15 protein-coding genes are annotated in these 18354 nt (G+C 63.0%); 9 read left to right on the forward strand and 6 right to left on the reverse strand.

Features of this window, described 5'->3' with window-relative positions; translation table 11 throughout:
- Window position 1: 1 nt before the first annotated feature.
- The gene (locus tag GJ700_RS16630; protein WP_154375838.1) at window positions 2-574 is read right to left on the reverse strand and encodes a DNA-3-methyladenine glycosylase; all 573 of its coding nucleotides are present in this window, start codon (window positions 572-574) and stop codon (window positions 2-4) included.
- Between the two features lie 216 nt (window positions 575-790).
- On the opposite strand from GJ700_RS16630, the gene GJ700_RS16635 reads away from it, so the two are divergent.
- The 4 genes from GJ700_RS16635 (at window position 791) to GJ700_RS36120 (ending at window position 6342) form a co-directional block, all read left to right on the forward strand.
- Window positions 791-1660 carry an HDOD domain-containing protein gene (locus GJ700_RS16635; RefSeq protein ID WP_154375839.1) on the forward strand — a complete coding sequence of 290 codons (870 nt, stop codon included), beginning with the start codon at window positions 791-793 and terminating at the stop codon, window positions 1658-1660.
- Window positions 1661-1679: 19 nt separating this feature from the next.
- On the forward strand, window positions 1680-2879 hold the full coding sequence (locus tag GJ700_RS16640; RefSeq protein ID WP_154375841.1) for a hypothetical protein: 1200 nt from the start codon (window positions 1680-1682) through the stop codon (window positions 2877-2879).
- Between the two features lie 102 nt (window positions 2880-2981).
- Entirely contained in the window at window positions 2982-4172 is a 1191-nt protein-coding gene (locus GJ700_RS16645; protein ID WP_154375843.1) for a tetratricopeptide repeat protein, read from the forward strand.
- Between the two features lie 220 nt (window positions 4173-4392).
- Window positions 4393-6342 (forward strand): methyl-accepting chemotaxis protein, encoded by a 1950-nt coding sequence (locus GJ700_RS36120; RefSeq protein ID WP_154375845.1) that lies wholly within the window; start codon window positions 4393-4395, stop codon window positions 6340-6342.
- Here the strand turns inward: GJ700_RS36120 and GJ700_RS16655 are convergent.
- On the reverse strand, window positions 6339-10379 hold the full coding sequence (locus tag GJ700_RS16655; protein WP_154375847.1) for a response regulator: 4041 nt from the start codon (window positions 10377-10379) through the stop codon (window positions 6339-6341). The genes GJ700_RS36120 and GJ700_RS16655 overlap by 4 nt on opposite strands.
- A 364-nt stretch (window positions 10380-10743) precedes the next feature.
- Here GJ700_RS16655 and GJ700_RS35510 point away from each other — a divergent pair, with 364 nt between their 5' ends.
- Window positions 10744-12627 carry a methyl-accepting chemotaxis protein gene (locus tag GJ700_RS35510; protein ID WP_371867992.1) on the forward strand — a complete coding sequence of 628 codons (1884 nt, stop codon included), beginning with the start codon at window positions 10744-10746 and terminating at the stop codon, window positions 12625-12627.
- A gap of 41 nt (window positions 12628-12668) precedes the next feature.
- Here GJ700_RS35510 and GJ700_RS16665 read toward each other — a convergent pair whose 3' ends face one another.
- Window positions 12669-14063 carry a wax ester/triacylglycerol synthase family O-acyltransferase gene (locus tag GJ700_RS16665; protein WP_154375849.1) on the reverse strand — a complete coding sequence of 465 codons (1395 nt, stop codon included), beginning with the start codon at window positions 14061-14063 and terminating at the stop codon, window positions 12669-12671.
- A gap of 189 nt (window positions 14064-14252) precedes the next feature.
- Between GJ700_RS16665 and GJ700_RS16670 the strand changes: the two genes are divergently transcribed.
- The 3 genes from GJ700_RS16670 to GJ700_RS16680 are packed head-to-tail and all read left to right on the forward strand — an operon-like array spanning window position 14253 to window position 16119.
- Entirely contained in the window at window positions 14253-14579 is a 327-nt protein-coding gene (locus GJ700_RS16670) for an ArsR/SmtB family transcription factor (RefSeq protein WP_154375851.1), read from the forward strand.
- 9 nt (window positions 14580-14588) lie between these two features.
- Window positions 14589-15818 carry an acyl-CoA desaturase gene (locus GJ700_RS16675; protein WP_154375853.1) on the forward strand — a complete coding sequence of 410 codons (1230 nt, stop codon included), beginning with the start codon at window positions 14589-14591 and terminating at the stop codon, window positions 15816-15818.
- A 55-nt stretch (window positions 15819-15873) separates the two neighbouring features.
- Window positions 15874-16119, forward strand: a complete 246-nt coding sequence (locus GJ700_RS16680) for a DUF3297 family protein (protein ID WP_154375855.1) — start codon at window positions 15874-15876, stop codon at window positions 16117-16119.
- A gap of 68 nt (window positions 16120-16187) precedes the next feature.
- On the opposite strand, the gene GJ700_RS16685 is transcribed toward GJ700_RS16680, so the two are convergent.
- From GJ700_RS16685 to GJ700_RS16695, 3 genes are all read right to left on the reverse strand, one after another.
- Window positions 16188-16523, reverse strand: coding sequence for a carboxymuconolactone decarboxylase family protein (locus GJ700_RS16685; protein WP_154375857.1), 336 nt, complete (start codon window positions 16521-16523; stop codon window positions 16188-16190).
- 131 nt (window positions 16524-16654) lie between these two features.
- Window positions 16655-16924, reverse strand: a complete 270-nt coding sequence (gene infA / locus GJ700_RS16690; RefSeq protein ID WP_154375859.1) for a translation initiation factor IF-1 — start codon at window positions 16922-16924, stop codon at window positions 16655-16657.
- A 417-nt stretch (window positions 16925-17341) separates the two neighbouring features.
- Window positions 17342-17833: a DNA-deoxyinosine glycosylase gene (locus tag GJ700_RS16695; protein ID WP_154375861.1), complete on the reverse strand. Its 492-nt coding sequence runs from the start codon at window positions 17831-17833 to the stop codon at window positions 17342-17344.
- Window positions 17834-17913: 80 nt separating this feature from the next.
- Between GJ700_RS16695 and GJ700_RS16700 the strand changes: the two genes are divergently transcribed.
- Window positions 17914-18351 carry an Mpo1 family 2-hydroxy fatty acid dioxygenase gene (locus tag GJ700_RS16700; protein ID WP_154375863.1) on the forward strand — a complete coding sequence of 146 codons (438 nt, stop codon included), beginning with the start codon at window positions 17914-17916 and terminating at the stop codon, window positions 18349-18351.
- Window positions 18352-18354: the final 3 nt, after the last annotated feature.

Genomic DNA, 18354 nt, shown 5'->3' on the forward strand with positions numbered 1-18354 from the left:
CCTATTTGAACGGCCGGCTGACGAAGCGGGAGCCGGCTTCGCCAAACCGCCACGGCACATCGACAGCTTTCGAAATGCCGATGCGCGGACCGATCGCGACGTTCGGTTCCGCGTCCCGCGCTATCAGTTGAAATGGCGGCGCCGCCAGCGACAAGCCGTTATAGGCGCGCGTGACGGCCAGCGCCTGGCACAGTTTTCCCGGGCCGGAACACAGCATGCGGTCATCCATCTGCCTGCGCCGCACGCGCATCGCTTCCAGCCCGTGCAGCGGTTCCAGCGCGCGGATCAGGACACCGGCGCCATGCCCCGCTTCCATGCAGACAAAGTTCAGGCACCAGTGGATGCCGTGCGACAGGTAGACATATGCATGGCCCGGCGGCCCGAACATGGCGCCATTGCGTTCGGTCGGGCCATTGTAGGTATGCGAAGCAGGATCGTCGCGGTCGTAGGCCTCCACTTCCACGATGCGGCCGCCGACGCCATTGACCAGCACTGTCACGCCGATCAACTGCGGCGCAACCAGCGCGGACGGCTGGGAAAAATCGATGTTGGCAAGAATGGAAGACGCTGTCATGGCGTCTATCATAACGAACAATGTGTGACCAAAGCGCCATCATTGCCTGTCACAATTACGTCAATTTCATCGTATTTGCTGGAATTTTCAAATTTAATTTGCACTATAGAAACGCGGATCGGGCGATAATCTGCATTCGCACGTCCGGCAGCCGCTGCCGTAGTAGGCTATAGTTCTTTTAACGGACGAGATACAAATCATCATCAGCTTGCCAACATGACCACAGTAGCAGCCCCAGCCCCGGTAATTGAAACGACGGTGGAAGACGCCTTGCTGCGCTCCATTCGCATCCCGCCGCGTCCCAGCCTGCTGGTGGACCTGCAACAGGAACTGGCGCTGCCGGATCCGTCCCCCCGCAAGATCGCCCGCATTATCGGCAACGACGTCGGCATGTCGGGCGCGCTGCTGAAACTGGCCAATTCACCGTTCTTTGGCGCCGCCCGCAAGGCCAAATCCGTCGAGCAGGCCATCAACTTCCTCGGCATTAATCATTGTGCGGCTTTGCTGACGGGCTTGCTGGCGCGGGAAGCCATTGGCGGCAATGACAGCGCGCTGAATGCCTTCTGGGAAATCTCGGCCCGCCGTGCGCAAGCCGTGGTATTCGCCTCGCGCAAGCTGCGCATCGCGCCGCCCGACATCGCCCACACCTTCGGCCTGTTCTGCGATATCGGCGTGCCGCTGCTGATGGACCGTTTCCCCGACTATAAAGACACGTACGCGCAAGCGCAGCAAGACCCGGTGGGCAAGATCACCGCGCATGAGGATGCGCGCCATGCCACCAACCATGCCGCCATCGGTTGCCTGCTGGCGCGCAACTGGGGCTTGTCTCCCGACGTGTCGTGGGCCATCCTGCACCATCACGATTACGACGTGATGGAAGACGAAGCCACCGATGACGCCGTGCGTTCGCTGGTGGCGCTGTCCGTCATCGCGGAAAAAGGCATCCGCCGCTATCACGGCTATGCCGATTCGCTGGAGTGGGACAAGGGCGGCGAAGCCGCTTGCGCCCACCTGGGCCTGAACGACGATGAAGTCGCCGACTTGCTGGACGAACTGCACGACACTTTCCATATCGAACATTCATAAACACACTACCCAAGCGCCCATGCAAAACAAGAAGCGCCCTGCCCCCCGCAAAAACAATTCGCCCCCCGAAGACCAGGATGATGTGCTGAGCGACGCGCTGTGCGCGCTGGCGTTGGAACTGGCCGAACAGGAAGACGCGGAAACCGAAGGCGCCGAACTGCGCCGCAAACACAACGACTTCGTGCGCCTGGTGCGCAAATACGTGCAGCAGCAAAAGGATGAGCTGCTGTATACGGCCGTCATGCAGGCGCGCGACGAAGACGTGGCCGCGTGGCGCATGCTGCGCGAAACCGTGGAGGAGGCCGCCGGCACCATCCACGTGCGCCGCGACAATGCGCCCGACATGGAAATCAATGCATTCGCGATTCCCGTGTTCGTGCACAGCACGGGCGGCCTGGTGCAAGACCAGGAATTCCAGGACGATGCCGCCTATGACGCGCTGCTGGCGTCGTTTACACAGGCGGGCCTGGAAGCGCCCAAGGCGCGCGTGGTGCTGGTGCGCCATGCCTACGACCTGGGTGAAATGAGCCGCATCCGCTACGGCCACCTGAATGCGATGGTGCGCGAAGCGGCCAGCGCCATGATGGACAAGAAAGTGTCGGCCGCGCCGGCGCTGGACCGCAGCATCGGCGGCTGGCCGAAAAACGACTTCGGTCCGGACGACAGCGCGGTGGAATTGCGCTTCCTGCTGGGCTTTGCGCTGAAGCGCGCGGACGACCCGTTCTATGCCGCGCCGGCCGACGAAGCGGCGCAGGATGACTACTACGCCGCCCGCATGGAACGCTACCGGCAGTGGACCGTCGACATGGCGCCGCTGGTGGCGCGCTGCCTGGCCGGCGAACGTTCCGTGCAGTTGAATTTCCTGTACCAGGACTTGTTCTACGGTGCGCTGGAACAGGGCCGCCTGGAATTCGCGATGCTGGAAATGCTGGCGCAGCTGCGCGCCGTGCTGGACGGCGGCGTGGCGCCCGCCCGCATCGTCATCGCCCCCGCGGAAGCGCGCAACGAGACGGTGCTGCGCGTCGTGCTGTATGGCGCCGATGGCAGCCGCCTGGTCGCATGCGACAAGCCGGTGGACCCGGATTGCGACATCGACGTGGAAGTGGACGACGTGGCCGACGCGCTGTCGACGCTGGGCATTGCGCCTGAAGCAATCGAACTGGCGGCCGGCTATGACAACCTGGGGCGCCCGATGGACGCCCGCCCGCTGGGACACTAGCATCCTGACAACGCCCCGGCACGGCTTTGCTGCGGTGCCGCATAACATCTTTTGACAGCGGCAAAGCAGGGGCAGATACTGGTTTCATCGGAGAGGTGCCCCATGAAACGATATCTTCTGCTGCTGTTGTCCGCCCTGTCGCTGCAACTGTTGACGGGATGCGCCACCACCACGGCGCTGCCTGCGCCCTCCGCCCAGTTATTCAAGGACCAGTTGTTCGGTAAACCGTCGCAGGATACGTCCACGGCGCAAATCTTTGCCGTGACGCCGGAGATGGTCAAATATGCCACCGATATCCTGCGCGGCCACGAAAAGAAAGAGCCGCAGGTGGTCCTGTTCGATGCGCTGTACAAGAAAGACAAGCTGCAACTGGACTACGACGCCACCATGACGCGCAATGCCGCGCAAACCTTCGCGGCGCGCAAAGGCAATTGCCTGTCGCTGGTGATCATGACGGCCGCGCTGGCGCGCGAAATGGGCATGACGACGCAATTCCAGGCCGTCACGGTGGAGGAAACCTGGAGCCGCACCGACAACCTGTATTTTTCCAGCGGCCATGTGAATATCGTGCTGGGCAGGATCCGCAACATGGCGGAAGATTCGCGCAGCTTTGAGCGCAACAAATTCATGGTGATCGACTTCCAGCCGCCGGAAGAAATCGCCAACCTCGTCACGGTGCCGATCGAAGAACGCACGGTCGTGGCCATGTACATGAATAACCGCGCCGCCGAATCGCTGGTGCAGCGCGACCTCGATTCCGCCTATGCGTTCGTGCGCAAGGCCATCGAAGCCGACCCGGGCTTCGTCAATTCGTACAACACGCTGGGCGTGATTTACCAGCACCACGACAACCTGCCGGAAGCGGAAGCGGCGCTACGCTATGCGTATACGATACAGCCGAACAGCACCATCGCCATGTTCAACCTGGCCCAGGTGCTGGATACGCAAGGCAAGAATAAAGAAGCATCGGCGCTGCGCGAACAACTGGCGCGGCTGGAACCCCACCCGCCATTCCATTATTTCAACCTTGGCCAGAAAGCCATGCAGGAAGGCGATTTCCGCCGCGCCCGCAGCCTGTTCGCGCGCGAAGTGGACCGTGCCCCGTATTACCATGAATTCCACTTCTGGCTGGCGGTGGCGGCGTACAAGCTGGGCGACATGAAAACCGCCGACAAGCACATGGAACTGGCGCTGGAAAACAGCACCACCACGCGCGAACACGACCTGTATGCGGCCAAGCTGGACAAGCTGAAAGGGTTGGAGCGTAAACGCAACGTCTACTCCACCAATTGACCATCGGCGCACTGTTCCGGAAAACCACGGACAATTGCCCCTCCCTCCATGTATCCGCTTTGGCATGTCGGGCTCCCGCCGGCCCGTGATCTGGCACGCCCATGACATCCGGCAACTGAATCGCCGGTAATACGCGGCCTCAGGCGGCCTTGGCTATAATCAATCAGGCAAGTCTCTGTCTTTTTTACAGCCAGTCCGTCACTCTTCACCGGAGCCGCCGATGACCGCTATCCTGGGACGTTTGCTACTGTGGCAAAAATTCGCCGTGCTGGGCGTCATCAGCGCCCTGATCGCCATCGTGCCGCTGGCGCTGTTCATCCAGGCATCGATGCGCGTGGTCGATACCGTGGCGCTGGAAGTGGGCGGCTTGCCGCCGATCCGCGCCGCGCTGGCGCTGACGGCCGACCTGCAGCGCCACCGGGGCTTGTCGGCGATCGTGCTCGGCGGCAATGCCGGCGCCGCGGACCAGCGCAGCGCCAAGCGGCGCGACGTCGACCAGGGCGTCGCCGCATTCGACACCACGATCAAGGCGCTGGCGCTACCCGAGATTGGTACGCGCTGGGACCAGGCCAGGTCCGGCTGGACCGAACTGGCGGCCCAGGTCGACCAGGGCGCGCTGAAACCCGCCGACAGCTTCCAGCGCCACACGGCACTGATCGGCCAATTGCTGAAAATCGCCGAATTGCTGGTCGACCATTACAAGCTCAACCTGGACCCGGAAGCCGACAGCTATAACCTGATCTACGCTTCACTGATGCAATCTCCACAATTGACGGAAGCGCTGGCCCGCCTGCGCGGGCGCGGCGCCGGCCTGCTGGCGGCGCATACCTTGACCCAGAACGACCGCGTCGCCATCGCCACCATGCAGGAAAGCGCGACGTACTTTTCCGGGCTGTTTGCCAATTCCATCGGCAAGGCATTCCGTGCCAATCCCGCCCTGCAGGGTGAATTGCAGGGCGTGGTGCAAAGCGCCCGCGACCAGGGCGCGCACGTGCTGGACCTGGCGAAGCAGCAACTGCTGCAGGCCGAGCAGCCCGACTATCCCGCCACCGAATACTTCGCCCAGTTCACCAAAGCCATCGATGCGCAGCAGGCCGCCAGCGGCAAGGCGATGGAAGCGCTCGAGCACTTGCTGGCCGCGCGCAAGGACCGCGTGCAGCGCGCCGAATGGATGACGGTGGCGGCCGTGGCCGCGCTGTTCATACTGGCGGCCTGGCTCAGCTACCTGATCGTGCAAGCCGTGATCCGCCCGTTGCAACAGGCGGTGCAGGCGGCGCGCCGCATCAGCGAAGGCGACCTGACCACCGTGATCGACGTGCAAGGCCGCGATGAATCGGCGCAGTTGCTCAGCGCACTGCACGGCATGAACCATGGCCTGGTACGCATCGTACGCGAGGTGCGCAACGGCACGGCGTCGATTGCCACCGCGTCCCAGCAAATCGCCAGCGGCAACAGCAACTTGTCGGCCCGCACCGAACAGCAGGCCAGCGCGCTGGAAGAGACCGCATCGTCGATGGAACAATTAACGGCCACCGTGCAGCAAAGCGCCAGCCATGCGCAGCAAGCCAACCAACTTGCCGGCGACGCGTCGGCGGTGGCGGCGCGCGGCGGCGGCGCGGTGGGCGAAATGGTCGACACCATGGGCGCCATCAGCCAGGCGGCCAACAAGATCGTCGATATCATCGGCGTCATCGACGGCATCGCCTTCCAGACCAATATCCTGGCGCTCAATGCCGCCGTGGAAGCGGCGCGGGCCGGCGAACAGGGGCGCGGCTTCGCCGTGGTGGCGTCCGAAGTACGGACCCTGGCGCAGCGCTCGGCCAGTGCGGCCCGGGAAATCAAGGGATTGATCACGGAAGCGGTGAGCAGCGTGGAGACCGGCAACCGCCTGGCCGGCAGCACGGGCGGCGCCATGCAGGAAGTGCTGGGCAGTATCGGCCGCGTGACGTCCGTGGTGGCCGAAATCACGCAGGCGAGCGCCGAACAATCGGACGGCATCGCGCAAATCAACCAGGCCATCGTGCAGATGGATGACGTGACCCAGCAAAATGCCGCGCTGGTGGAACAGGCCGCCGCGGCGGCCGCCGCGCTGCAACAACAGTGCGCGGGGCTGCTGGACGTGGTCAGCGTGTTCCGGCTGGCCGACGGTGAGGATGGCTACGCCACCTAACGCGCCTCCTGGCACAGCCAGACGCGCATCAGCGAAAACAGTTTATCCAGGTCGACCGGCTTCGCAATGTAGTCGCTGGCGCCGGCGTCCAGGCACAGTTTCTGGTCGCCCGGCATGGCCTTCGCCGACAGGGCGATGATGGGCAACCCGCGCCACTGCGCCTGCGCGCGGATGCGGCGCATCGCTTCATAGCCATCCATGTTCGGCATCATGATATCCATCAGCACGATGCTGATTTCGGGATGGGCCTGCAATTGCGCCAGCGCTTCGACGCCATCGCCCGCCTCCACCACATTCATGCCCTTGCCGATCAGCGCCGACGACAGTGAAAACACGTTGCGGATATCGTCGTCGACCAGCAGCACGGTGCGTTGCTCGAACATGGCTTCCGTGTCCAGCGCGCGCCGTATCATTTGCTGCTTGTCGGGCGGCAGCGCGCTTTCCACCATGTGCAGGAACAGGCTGACTTCGGCCAGCAAGCGTTCAGGGCTGCGCGCGCCCTTGATGATGATGCTGTCGGCGTAACGCAGCAGCCGGGCCTCGTCCGCTTCCGACATGCTGCGGCCCGAATGCACCACCACCGGCATCGGCCTCGTACCCGGCGCGCGCGGCATCTTGTCCAGCAGATCGTAGCCGGACATGCCGTCCAGCCCCAGGTCCAGCACCATGCAATCGAACGGTCCCTGTTCCAGCAGCCGCAGCGCCTCCTCGCCGCTGTGCGCCAGCACGATCTCCAGCCCGCCGCCGCCCAGCAATTCGGCGATGCTGCGTGCTTCCGCCTCATTGTCTTCCACCACCAGCAAGCGCTTGCCGCTGCGGTCCAGCGTGGACGCCAGCGTGGCGAACATTTGCTCGATCTGTTCCACATCGGCCGGCTTGCCGGTATAACCGATCGCCCCCATGGCCAGCGCCCGGTGCTGCTGGTCCAGGCACGAAATGAAGTGCACCGGGATATGGCGCGTCTTCGGATTGTCTTTCAGCGCCCGCATCACGCCCCAGCCATCGATGTGCGGCAGGCACACGTCCAGCAACAGCGCCTGCGGCACGAAGTGGGTGGCCAGCGCCAGCCCGTCTTCGCCATCGGTCGCCACCAGCGCCCGGAAGCCGTGCGCCCGCACCGCGTCGCGCAGCACGGCGGCGAAGGCTTGGTCATCTTCCACCACCAGTACGGCGCGCTGTCCGGTACCGGACTGGTCGCGGTCATCGTCGATCACCATGGCGGGCAAGGCCGCCCCGCCCGGCTGCGCGGCGGATGGCACGCCGGGCGCGGCGACAGGTGGACTGGACCCGGTTGTTGCCGACGGAGGGACGCCGGCGGGCCCGGACCGGGAGACTGCCGCCGGCGCGCCCTCCTCGCTATCCGCACTGGCGCGCAGCGGCAAATGCAGCGTGAAGGCGCTGCCGCAGCCCGGTGCGCTGCTGACGCTGACGTCGCCGCCCAGCTTGCGCGCCAGCAGCCGCGAAATCGACAGGCCAAGGCCGGAGCCGCCATATTTGCGGCTGGTGGTGCCATCGGCCTGCTGGAACGCGTGGAAAATACGCTCCAGCTGGTCCGGCGCGATGCCGATGCCGCTGTCGCGCACCGTGAACGCCAGGCCATCGTGCCGCGGCGCGATGGTCACCCGCACTTCTCCCGCCTGCGTGAATTTCATGGCGTTGGCCATCAGGTTTTTCAGGATTTGCATGACGCGCTGTTCATCGCTGACGAAGAACGCGGGCATGCCGGGCGCCACGTCGAACGCCAGCGCCAGCCCCTTGTGTTCCGCGACCGGCTGGAACATGGCGCGCAAGGTACCCACGATATCTTCCGCGCGCACGTCGGACAATTGGATGTCCATCTGGCCCGCTTCGATTTTCGACAAGTCGAGGATATCGTTGATCAGGTTGAGCAAGTCTTTGCCGGCATTGTGGATGGTGGCCGCATAGGTGACTTGCTTGTCGTCCAGCCGGCCTTCCTTGTTTTGCTGCAGCAGGCTCGACAAAATCAGCATGCTGTTCAGCGGTGTCCGCAATTCATGCGACATATTGGCCAGGAATTCGGATTTATACGCGCTGACCTGCTCCAGCTGTTCCGCCTTCGCCAGCAGCGCACGCGCCGCCGCTTCGCTTTCCTGGCTCTTTTGCCGGATCACTTCGCGCTGTTGCTGCAGCAATTCGGCCCGTTCTTCCAGTTCTTCATTCGATTGCTGCAACTGTTCCTGCTGGACGCGCAATTCCTCGGTCTGGCCCTGGGTCTGCTCCAGCAATTCATTGACGCGCTGGCGCGCATCGTCCACATCGACGGCGATCGCCAGCGCTTCGGCGGCCTGCGCCAGCCATTCCTGGTGGCGCGGCTCGAAGGGCTGGAACGACGATAATTCCAGCAAGCCTTGCAGGCGGCCGTCATGCAGCAGCGGCAGCGCCAGCACGGCTGCCGGCGCCGCCGCGCCGCTGGCCGATGCCAGCTGCAGGTAGCCGTCCGGCACGCGCTCCAGCACGATGGGGTGGCGCTCCTGCGCCGCCGTGCCGGCCACGCCCTGCCCCAGCGGGATACGGGCCGGCGGGCCTTTCAGCGCATGGGACGCCTGCAGGCTCAGCACGTCCTGGGCGGGATCATAGCGGTACAGCGCACCGCCCACCGCTCCCACGTGGCTGACCACGAAGCCAAGCAGCGGCTGCGCCATCGCCGCCAATGTGCGGTCCCCCCGCAACCGGATGGCGACTTCGGCCAGCCCGCTCTTGTGCCAGTCCTGCAAGCGTTCTTCCTGCTGGTGGCGGCGCAGCGTTTGCGCCATGCGCGCGCAGCCTGCGCCCAGGCGCTGCTGCGATTCGGCCATGCGGTACAGCGCCAGCGCCAGGTCGCCGACTTCGTCGTGGCGGGCCTGGCTGGGCGGCGCATCGAGCACCAGCGCCGGCTGGACTTCGCGCCCCAGGTCGCCGCTGGCGATGGCTTCCACCAGCTCGGCCCGGCCGGCGCTGTCGGCCACCATCGCGCGCAGGCTGTCCAGCACTTGGCGGATCTGCCCGGTCAGCGCCAGGTAGGCGCCCATGGCCAGGTAGGCATACAGCAGCAAGCCTGCCGCGCCCACGGCCGCCACCACCGCCAGGCGCTGCCGCGCCGCCTGCAATTTCGCCTCGATCAGCGCATGCAGCGCCGGCGCCAGCACTTCGTCGCCGCCGGCATAGCACTGGTCGATCAGGGCCGTCATGCGCTGGAAGTATTGCAGCGGCGCCGTTTCCATTTTGGCGCCCAGGATGTCGCGCCGGATCATGTGCAGCGCATCCTGCAGGCTGGCCTCGAAGCGCCGGTCGGCTTGCGCCAGCACGGGCTGCAAGTGCGGCGCATACAGCATGATTTTCCCCAGGTTGATTTGCTGTAGCGCGCGCGTGGTTTGCACATGGCCCAGCAAGCCCGCCATTTCCAGCCGCTCGGTATCGCTGACGGCTGGCCTGGCCAGCATCGCCATGCCATAGGCGCGCGTTTGCCCCAACTGTTCCGCGTACTGCGGCAGTTTGATCAGCGTATCGAGCAGGTAATGGCCACCGAGGTCGCCCAGCAGCGACAGCGCCGTGGCGTCGCTGGCGTCAGTGCTCAGCACCAGCAACGTGCCGATCATTGCGGTATGCCGGTCGGTATTGGCGCGCGCAGCCCACTCCAGTCCATGTTCGCGGATGTCACGCCATTCCATGCTGGCGTCGCGCCAGCGCGTCCCGCTCCGCACTTGCGCCGGGAGCAGCGCGGCCAGCGCGGCAAACGCGCGTTCCACCTCGCCTCCCTTGGCCGCCACCGTGCCGGCCAGTGCCGCATTCCCGCTCAACAATCCGGACGACAGGCCGCGGTGCTGCTGCGCCAGCTGGATCAGGCGGTTGAACTGGCCGATCACGCGTACGCCATGCAACTCCTGGTATGACGCATCGATTTCGCCCTGCAGCCGCTGCAGCAAGTTCAGTTGCAGGAACAGGATGGCCGCCAGGCTGAGACAACCCAGCAGCATGAATTTGCGCGCATAGCGCAAGCGCCGCATCAGCTTGACCGCGGGCTGGAACAGCATACGCATGGGACCTCCAGAGAACGGAATTGCCGCGGCTATGCGTTGTCACCAACGCTGTCCTGAACAACGGCATCGTGACGAAAGGCGTTTCGCCCGCCGTTACAGGGCTTATGCAAAATTTAATGTAAGGATTAAGATTGTTTCGAGCAAGAAAAAATTACCCCAGTTCGCGTGGAAATTGCGCAGCGCCGGGCTTCCACGGCGCGCAACAGGCGCCGATGGCGCACGCCCCCTGGTTTCGTTGTGGAAGCCGCGCAACGATGCGTGCGGAGCGATGGCGAGATTTGGCCTTCGAACCTTCGTACAACGTACATTCGATCCGGCGTTCTTTACAATCGACTGAACATATCCGCATCCGAACGGAGGGAAAGTGGCGACATTATTGAACCGCATGAAAATGTGGCAGCGCTTCGTGCTGCTGGGCGCACTGGGCATACTATTGGTACTGCCGCCATTGATACTGTTCCTCGAAAGCACCAACAAGAATATCGATTTTTCGTTGACCGAACGCAGCGGCATCAAGCCTGGCGACACCACGCTGCACCTGCTGCAACGTATCCAGCAGCACCGCGGTCTCTCTGCCGCCTTTGTGACGACAGGCCAGCTGGCCGAACAGCGCAGCAGCAAGGCCGATGAAGTCAACCGGACCCTGGCCGAAGTGGAAACCCTGCTCAAGGGCGACAACCCCGCCACCAACAAGCTGCTGGCGCAAGTACGCAATGACTGGCAAGCCTTGCACAGCCGCGTGGCGGCGCGCAACCTGACCACGGCGGAGAGCTACAAGGGCCACACCGACCTGTGCGAACTGATGCTGCTGTTGCTGGAAGGCGTGGCGGACCGCTATGGACTCGCATTGGACCCGGATGCGGACAGCTATTACCTGATGCGGGGCGTCCTGTTCGACTTGCCGCAACTGACGGAATCCACCGGCCAGTTGCGCGCCAAGGGCGCCGGCTTCCTGGCGGCCAAACAAATCGACGCCGATGGCCGGGCCGCCATGTACGGCTTGCTGGCCAAGGAACGCTTATCGGTCGACAGCGCCACGCGCTCGTTCCAGAAAAGCTACCAGGGCAATGCCGCGCTCGAACGCAAGCTGGGCGCGAAAGTCGCGAAGGCCGTGCAAATGGCGCAAGAAGCCTCCGACCTGGCGCGCAACAAGGTGGCGACGGCGGCCGTCATCGAGTATCCGTCGCCGGACTACATTGCCTTCACCACCAGCGCCATCGATGCCCAGTTCGAAGCCATCTATGCGGGCATTGCGGAACTGGCCGGACTGGTCGACGAGCGCATAGCCGAGCAGCGCGGCGCACGCAACAAGATGGCGGCGCTGATGGCGGTCATCGCACTGATTACCGCCGTCTCCGGCTGGTACATCACGCGCCACCTGATCCGTCAGCTGGGCGGCGAACCGTCGTATGTGACGGAAGCGTTGCTGCGCGTGGCGAAAGGCGACCTGACCCAGGACATCGTGCTGGCCAAGGGCGATACGTCGAGCATGGCCTATTCCATGAAGCTGATGGTGGACAAGCTGGCTGATACCGTGGGACAGGTGCGGGAAACCGCCGACAGCATGCTGGCGGCCGCGCAGCAAACCTCCGACACGGCGCAATCGCTGTCGCAAAGCGCCAGCCAGCAAGCGGCCGGCGTGGAACAGACGTCGGCGTCGATCGAACAGATGAATGCATCGGTGCAGCAAAACACCAGCAATGCCAAGGTCACGGCGGACATCGCGTCCACCGCGGCCACGTCGGCCGAAGCGGGCGGCAGCGCCGTCAGGCAGACGGTGGAAGCCATGCAGCAAATCGCCAGGAAAATCATCATCATCGATGACATTGCATACCAGACCAACTTGCTGGCGCTGAACGCCGCGATCGAAGCGGCGCGCGCCGGCGAACATGGCAAGGGTTTTGCCGTGGTGGCGGCCGAAGTGCGCAAGCTGGCCGAACGCAGCCAGGTGGCGGCGGCGGAAATCAGTGAAGTGGCGGCCAGCAGCGTGGGCATGGCGGAAAAGGCCGGCGCGCTGTTGAACGACATCGTGCCGGCGATCCGCAAGACGTCGGAACTGATCCAGGAAATCTCCGCCGCGTCGGAAGAGCAAAGCCTGGGTATCGGCCAGATCAACGCGGCCATGGCGCACCTGAGCGACAGCACGCAAACCAATGCCGCGTCGTCGGAAGAACTGGCAGCCACCGCCGAGGAATTGAGCGGCCAGGCGTCGACGCTGCAAGACACCATGGAATTCTTCAGGGTGTGAATGCATGGCGGATGGGCAGGCCATCCGCCATGCAGCGCAACTTAAACGCCGACCGCCTGCTCCAGGTCGTCAAACGCTTGCGCGATATAGCCGCTCAGCGACGCCAGGTTCGGCAACTGGTCGGTGGCGATCAGGCCGAAATGCAGCAAGCCGCCATAGCTGAACAGCGTGATGTTCAGCAGGTTACTTGGCGGCAGCGTGGAAATCGGATGCATTTCCTCCAGCGGCGCCCCCTTCAGGTACATGCGCTGCTTCGGCCCCGGCACATTCGACACCAGCGTATTGCCCATCGGCGGCACCCGCTCCGACAGTTTCAGCATTTCCGCCAGCTGGCCGATCAGCGCCGTCACGATGGTGTACGTTTCAATCGCGGCCGGCGCCACGGAATCCACCATCACACGCACATTACGCAGCGAGAAACCGATATTGCGCAGGCGGACATACGGGTCGTCCGTCGGCGGCGACAGCTCGACCTGCACGATGCCGATCTTGTTGCCGGCCGATTTTTCCCCTTCCTTGCGCAGGTTGACGGGCATCTGGATCACGATCGGCTGCGCCAGTTCCACGCCCTGCTCTTCCAGGTAGCGGCGCAGCGCGCCGTCCAGGCACGTCAGCGCCACGTGGTTCAGGGTCGAACGGGTAGCGGCCTGGATGCGGGCCACGCGCTCCATCGGGATGGTAATGGCCGTGAATTCGCGGCCGGACGTCACCTGCCCCGTCAGCGGCGTATGGCGGCTGGCCATGAAGGGCAGCGAAATCGCATTCTTGGTCAATTTCATGCTTTCCAGCAGCAGCATGGCGGACAGCCTGCCGATGCCGAACAAACGCTGGCTGACACCCTTGGCGCCGCCGATGGCTTTCGACAGCGCGTTTTCCACCATGTCCTGCCCCAGCTTGCGGCGCAGGCGGCCTTCATTGCTGCTGTGGCGAACCGACCAGATCGGGTTCAGTTCATCCTCGTCGGGCGACTCCGACATGCTTTGCGCAAACCAGCGCGTCATCGTCATGCCATCCGCATAGGCGTGGTGCATTTTCTGGTACAGCGCAAAGCGCCCGCCTTCAAGGCCGTCGATGACGTGCATTTCCCACATCGGGCGCGAGCGGTCCAGCACCGGCGTGTGCAGTTCCGCCACGAACTTGTACAAGTCTTCGCGACGGTTGGCGTCTTTCGGCATCTTGTGGAAGAACACATGCTGTTCCATATCGATGTCCGCGCATTCGGCCCAGTGCGGCAGCGCCGTCAGCGAATACGCGAGGATGCGGTTGAACGGCGGCTCCAGGTGCGTGGCCGCCAGGTATTCTTCATACAGTTTTTTTGCAAACGTCGCACGCGCTCCGGACGGACGCTTAAAGATCAGCAAACCGGCGACGTGTTTGGGGCTGGCTTCCGATTCGGTGATCAGGAATCCGAGATCGAGGAGTGAGAGTTGGCTCATGGAAATTACTATAAATGTAATGAAAAACCAGTATCTCGCGCTGCCGGAATGACAGTCAAGGAAGGAATCCTCGGGTTTTACGTGCTGTGCGAAATTGCGACGGATTGCACCCGAAAACCTTCCACTCGCAAGCTTGACTTTCCGGATCGGCTGGCTCACCATATGATTAACAAATTAGTTAATTCAATAATGAGCAAAGAATTAGACAAGACATTCGAAGCGCTGGCTTCGCTGCCGCGCCGCAAGATCATGGCCTTGCTGTCGCATGCGGAACTGACCACGTCGGAGCTGGCGGAACACCTGGGCATCAGCGCCCCCGCCATATCCAGGCACTTGTCGGTGCTGGAGAACGCGGAACTGGTGGCCAGTGAACGCCGCGGGCAATTTGTCCACTACCGCCTGAACGCGGACAGCCTGGTCAACACCTTGTCCGGCTTCCTGTTCGAACTGTGTCCGACCGCCGGTCCATTGAAAAAGACGTCGAAGGCTTTAGCGAAAAAACGCGAATCCACCTAGGAGGCAGTCATGCACAGCGATCGCATCACGCATATCGATGAAGGCAATGTCTTGCGCGGGACGGTGCGCTGGTCTCCCGCCAAATCGCTGTGGATTACCGCAATGGCCATCACGTCCATCGTGGGCGGCTACCTGACCTTTTCCTGGTCCAACCTGCTGCTCTTTACCGGCGCGACGGCGTTCGTGCTGCTGTTTGGCCATACCCTGGGCAGCCACCGCAAACTCATACACGACAGTTACCAATGCCCCAAATGGCTGGAATATGCGCTGGTCTATGCCGGTGTCCAGGTGGGGCTGGCGGGCCCGCTGGGGCTACGCTTGCAGCACGACTTGCGCGACCACGCCCAGCGCCAGCCCGATTGCCATCCCTACTTGCGCCATGGCCAGCCGCTGCTGGCTGACGGCTGGTGGCAACTGCACTGCGAACTGGCGTTGGCGCAGCCGCCTGCCCTGACATTGCCGGACGCTGTCGCGCATGACCGTTTTTACCGTTTCCTCGAGCGCACGTGGATGCTGCAGCAATTGCCGCCCGCGCTGGCGCTGTATGCCTTCGGCGGCTGGCCGTTCGTGGTCTGGGGTGTCTGCGCGGGCATCACCGCCAGCGTGACGGGACACTGGCTGATCGGCTATTTCGCCCATAACCACGGCCCCATGCACAATGAAATCACCGGGGCCGCCGTGCAGGGACACAATGTACGGCTGGCATCGCTGATCACCTTGGGCGAATCGTGGCACAACAATCACCACGCGTTTCCCGGCTCCGCGCGGCTGGGCCTGTATCCGGGCGAATGGGATCCGGGCTGGTGGACGCTGGCGCTGCTGCGTCGCTGCGGGCTGGTGTGGGACATCATCCAGGCGCACGATTTGCCGGCGCGGCCCGAACGCCTGGCGCTGGATGCCGCCGTGTTGAATGCGCCGGAAGCACCCGTGCAATCCCTGCGGCAAACATTGCGCGACTGTTTTGCCATGGCACGCAGGCCCGTCGCATTACAACTCAGCAGCCCTTGCGCCACCTTGCCTGCCTGGGCACTGCGCCGATTAGCAGGCGACAATATTTCCATTCTTGCCACGCCGGGTCAGCGCCGCATGCAATTGCAGGGCGGTGGCGTCACACTGGTTGGCTTGCCCGCGCTTGCCATTGCCATGCTGCAATCCAGGCGCACCGTGGCCGCCAGCGCCGCGCTGGTGCTACTGCCGCTGGCATTGGCGGGCGAGGCGGTACGGGGCCGATTTGCGTAGCGCAAGCGGCGCAACCCGTTGTGCACAGCGCCTTTCTGTCGCATAATTCTGCCCCATGAACGATACTACCCGCCCAGAACTGCCGGACCATCTGTCGATCGATCCGCGCAGCAAATTCCACGTCCCTGCCGTGTTCGAACACGAAGTAGGCATTCATTTCAATGACAAAGAACGCACTGATGTCGAGGAATACTGCATCAGCGAAGGCTGGATCAAAGTGCCGGCCGGCAAAGCACTGGATCGCCGCGGCAATCCGATGCTGATCAAGCTGAAAGGCAAGGTCGACGTGTTCTACAAATAATCCCGCGCATCGCGCAGGACAGGATGGCTGGCGCCGGGCAACCGGGCCAGCCATTTTTCATGGCGTCGTCAACGCGCCGCTTCGTCGAACAGGCGCAGCGCCAGCAAGCCGTGGCCCACCGCCGCGCCGGCGCGCAGGGCTGACGCGATAAACACGGCTTCCGCGATTTCTTCCCGCGTGGCGCCCGCCGCCACGGCATTTTTTGCATGCGCGTCGATGCAGTAAGCACATTGCGTGGTGAGCGCCACCGCAATCGAGATCAGTTCGCGGTATTTGGCGGGAATGACGCCGTCGCTGCGTTCGGCGGCGGATTTCAGGGACAGGAAGGCTTGCGCTTCTTTCGGGGCAAGCTGGATGAGATCTTTGGCAAAGGCAAGATCTTCGGGACGCTGGTAGCCGGACATGATTTCCTTTCTGGTGCGTTGGTTGTGACCGCAGGCACTTGCCTGCGATGACCAAGAGGCACGCAACGCTGGAAAGGATTCGCGGATGCGAAAAAAAAATCAGGCCGGCGGCACTTCCGGCGTCAAGCGGCTTAACGGCGCCCGCGGAATGCGGGCCTGTTATGGGTCGGTGCACCGCGTTTTTCGATGTGGCGGAACGTGATGCGTCCCTTGCTGAGGTCGTATGGAGACAGTTCCAGGCTGACCGCGTCGCCGGCCAGGATGCGGATATGGTTCTTGCGCATTTTTCCGGACGTATAGGCGATCAGCTTGTGACCGTTGTCGCAGTCGATGCGGTAGCGGGAATCGGGTAATACTTCGGAGACGACCCCGTTCATTTCAATCAGTTCTTCTTTAGCCATGCGTGGACTCCGGTGAGGTAAAAGGCAGGCCACGGCAGCAGAGCCAAGCCCGACGGTGATAAAGCGGTGGAGATGGACGCATCGCTGGTGCCAGATGCGCTACGGAGTGAGCACTGGTGCCCATGTGGGAAGAAAAAAAGCCCGCATGCTGCGGGCCTCGTTCAATGTATCAAATTGCTTTAATCGCTGCACCTGCCCATGCTATCTGCATGGTGCGGCGCCCCGGACGCCCATGCTATCTGCATGGTGCCCCTTCGTGTAGACCGACCAACGTATTCGGATGACAACCCGCACTGCATCGTCGCGTGGCGGCGTTACACATGCCGCGCCGCGTGCCTCTGCGGGAACCGGCAAGTCACAAGAACTTCACCGATGAACAGAGTGTAACACGCTTCTTGTGCGACGCACAAAATACTTTCAACTATCTTGCAAGCGGCGCCAGTCCGCCAGCTTCTCCGCAAATGACAGCGCCGCGTACGCGGGTGACGTCGATGGCAGCACGACGGTTCGATAACCCTGTGCGGAAAACTGGGCGGCGAACTTGCCGGAAGTCTGGCCGTTGAAGCCGACGGTCTCCAGCACGGGGCACAGTTCACGCAAGCGCTCGAAGTCATTGGCGGCAGGCTTGCGGATGGCGGAATCCAGGCTGCCCTTGCGCTCGCAAGCCCCCAGCACATCCCACAAGCCGAAGCCATGCGCCAGCAGGCGCGGCAGGCGTTCAACATACGGGAGCGCTGCCAGCTGCTCGCCCGTCAGCGCCGACAGGATCGGCCATAGCGCATTGCGCGGGTGCGCATAATACTGTTGCGCCTTCAGCGACGCCTCCCCCGGGAAGCTGCCGAGGATCAAAATGCGGGTATGGCTATCGATGACCGGGGCCAGGCCGGTCAGGGGAATGGACGAACTCATGGCGGCATTTTAGCCCATGGTTCCAGTGTTAGAATCGGACGAAAGTTCCAAATTACAAGTACATCGGGAGATCCACCGTCATGAGCGAACCACGCCAAATTGACAGGCTGCTGGAACGATACAGCGAAAGCCACCGGCATCCCACAAACGAACTGATCCATTTCGTTTGCGTGCCGGCCATCGTCTTTTCCCTGCTGGGCCTGATCTGGCATGCCAATCCCATGGCGGCGGTGGGCGCCACCTTCCTTGCACTGGCGTATTACGTCACGCTGTCAATTCCGTTTGCCATCGGCATGCTGGTGATGTCGGGCGTCATGCTGGTGGTACTGGCGTCGCTGCAGCCGCCAGTCATCCTGCCCATGGCCGCGACCGTCTTCGTCGTGGCGTGGATCGGCCAGTTTATCGGCCATAAAATCGAAGGCAAGAAGCCGTCGTTTTTCGAGGATATCCGCTTCCTGCTGATCGGCCCCCTGTTTGTGCTGGGTTTCCTGTACCGCCGTCTGAATGTCGCTTACTAACGC

This window comes from Pseudoduganella rivuli, from assembly GCF_009674485.1.
GTDB classification, from domain to species: Bacteria; Pseudomonadota; Gammaproteobacteria; order Burkholderiales; family Burkholderiaceae_D; genus Rugamonas; species Rugamonas rivuli_B.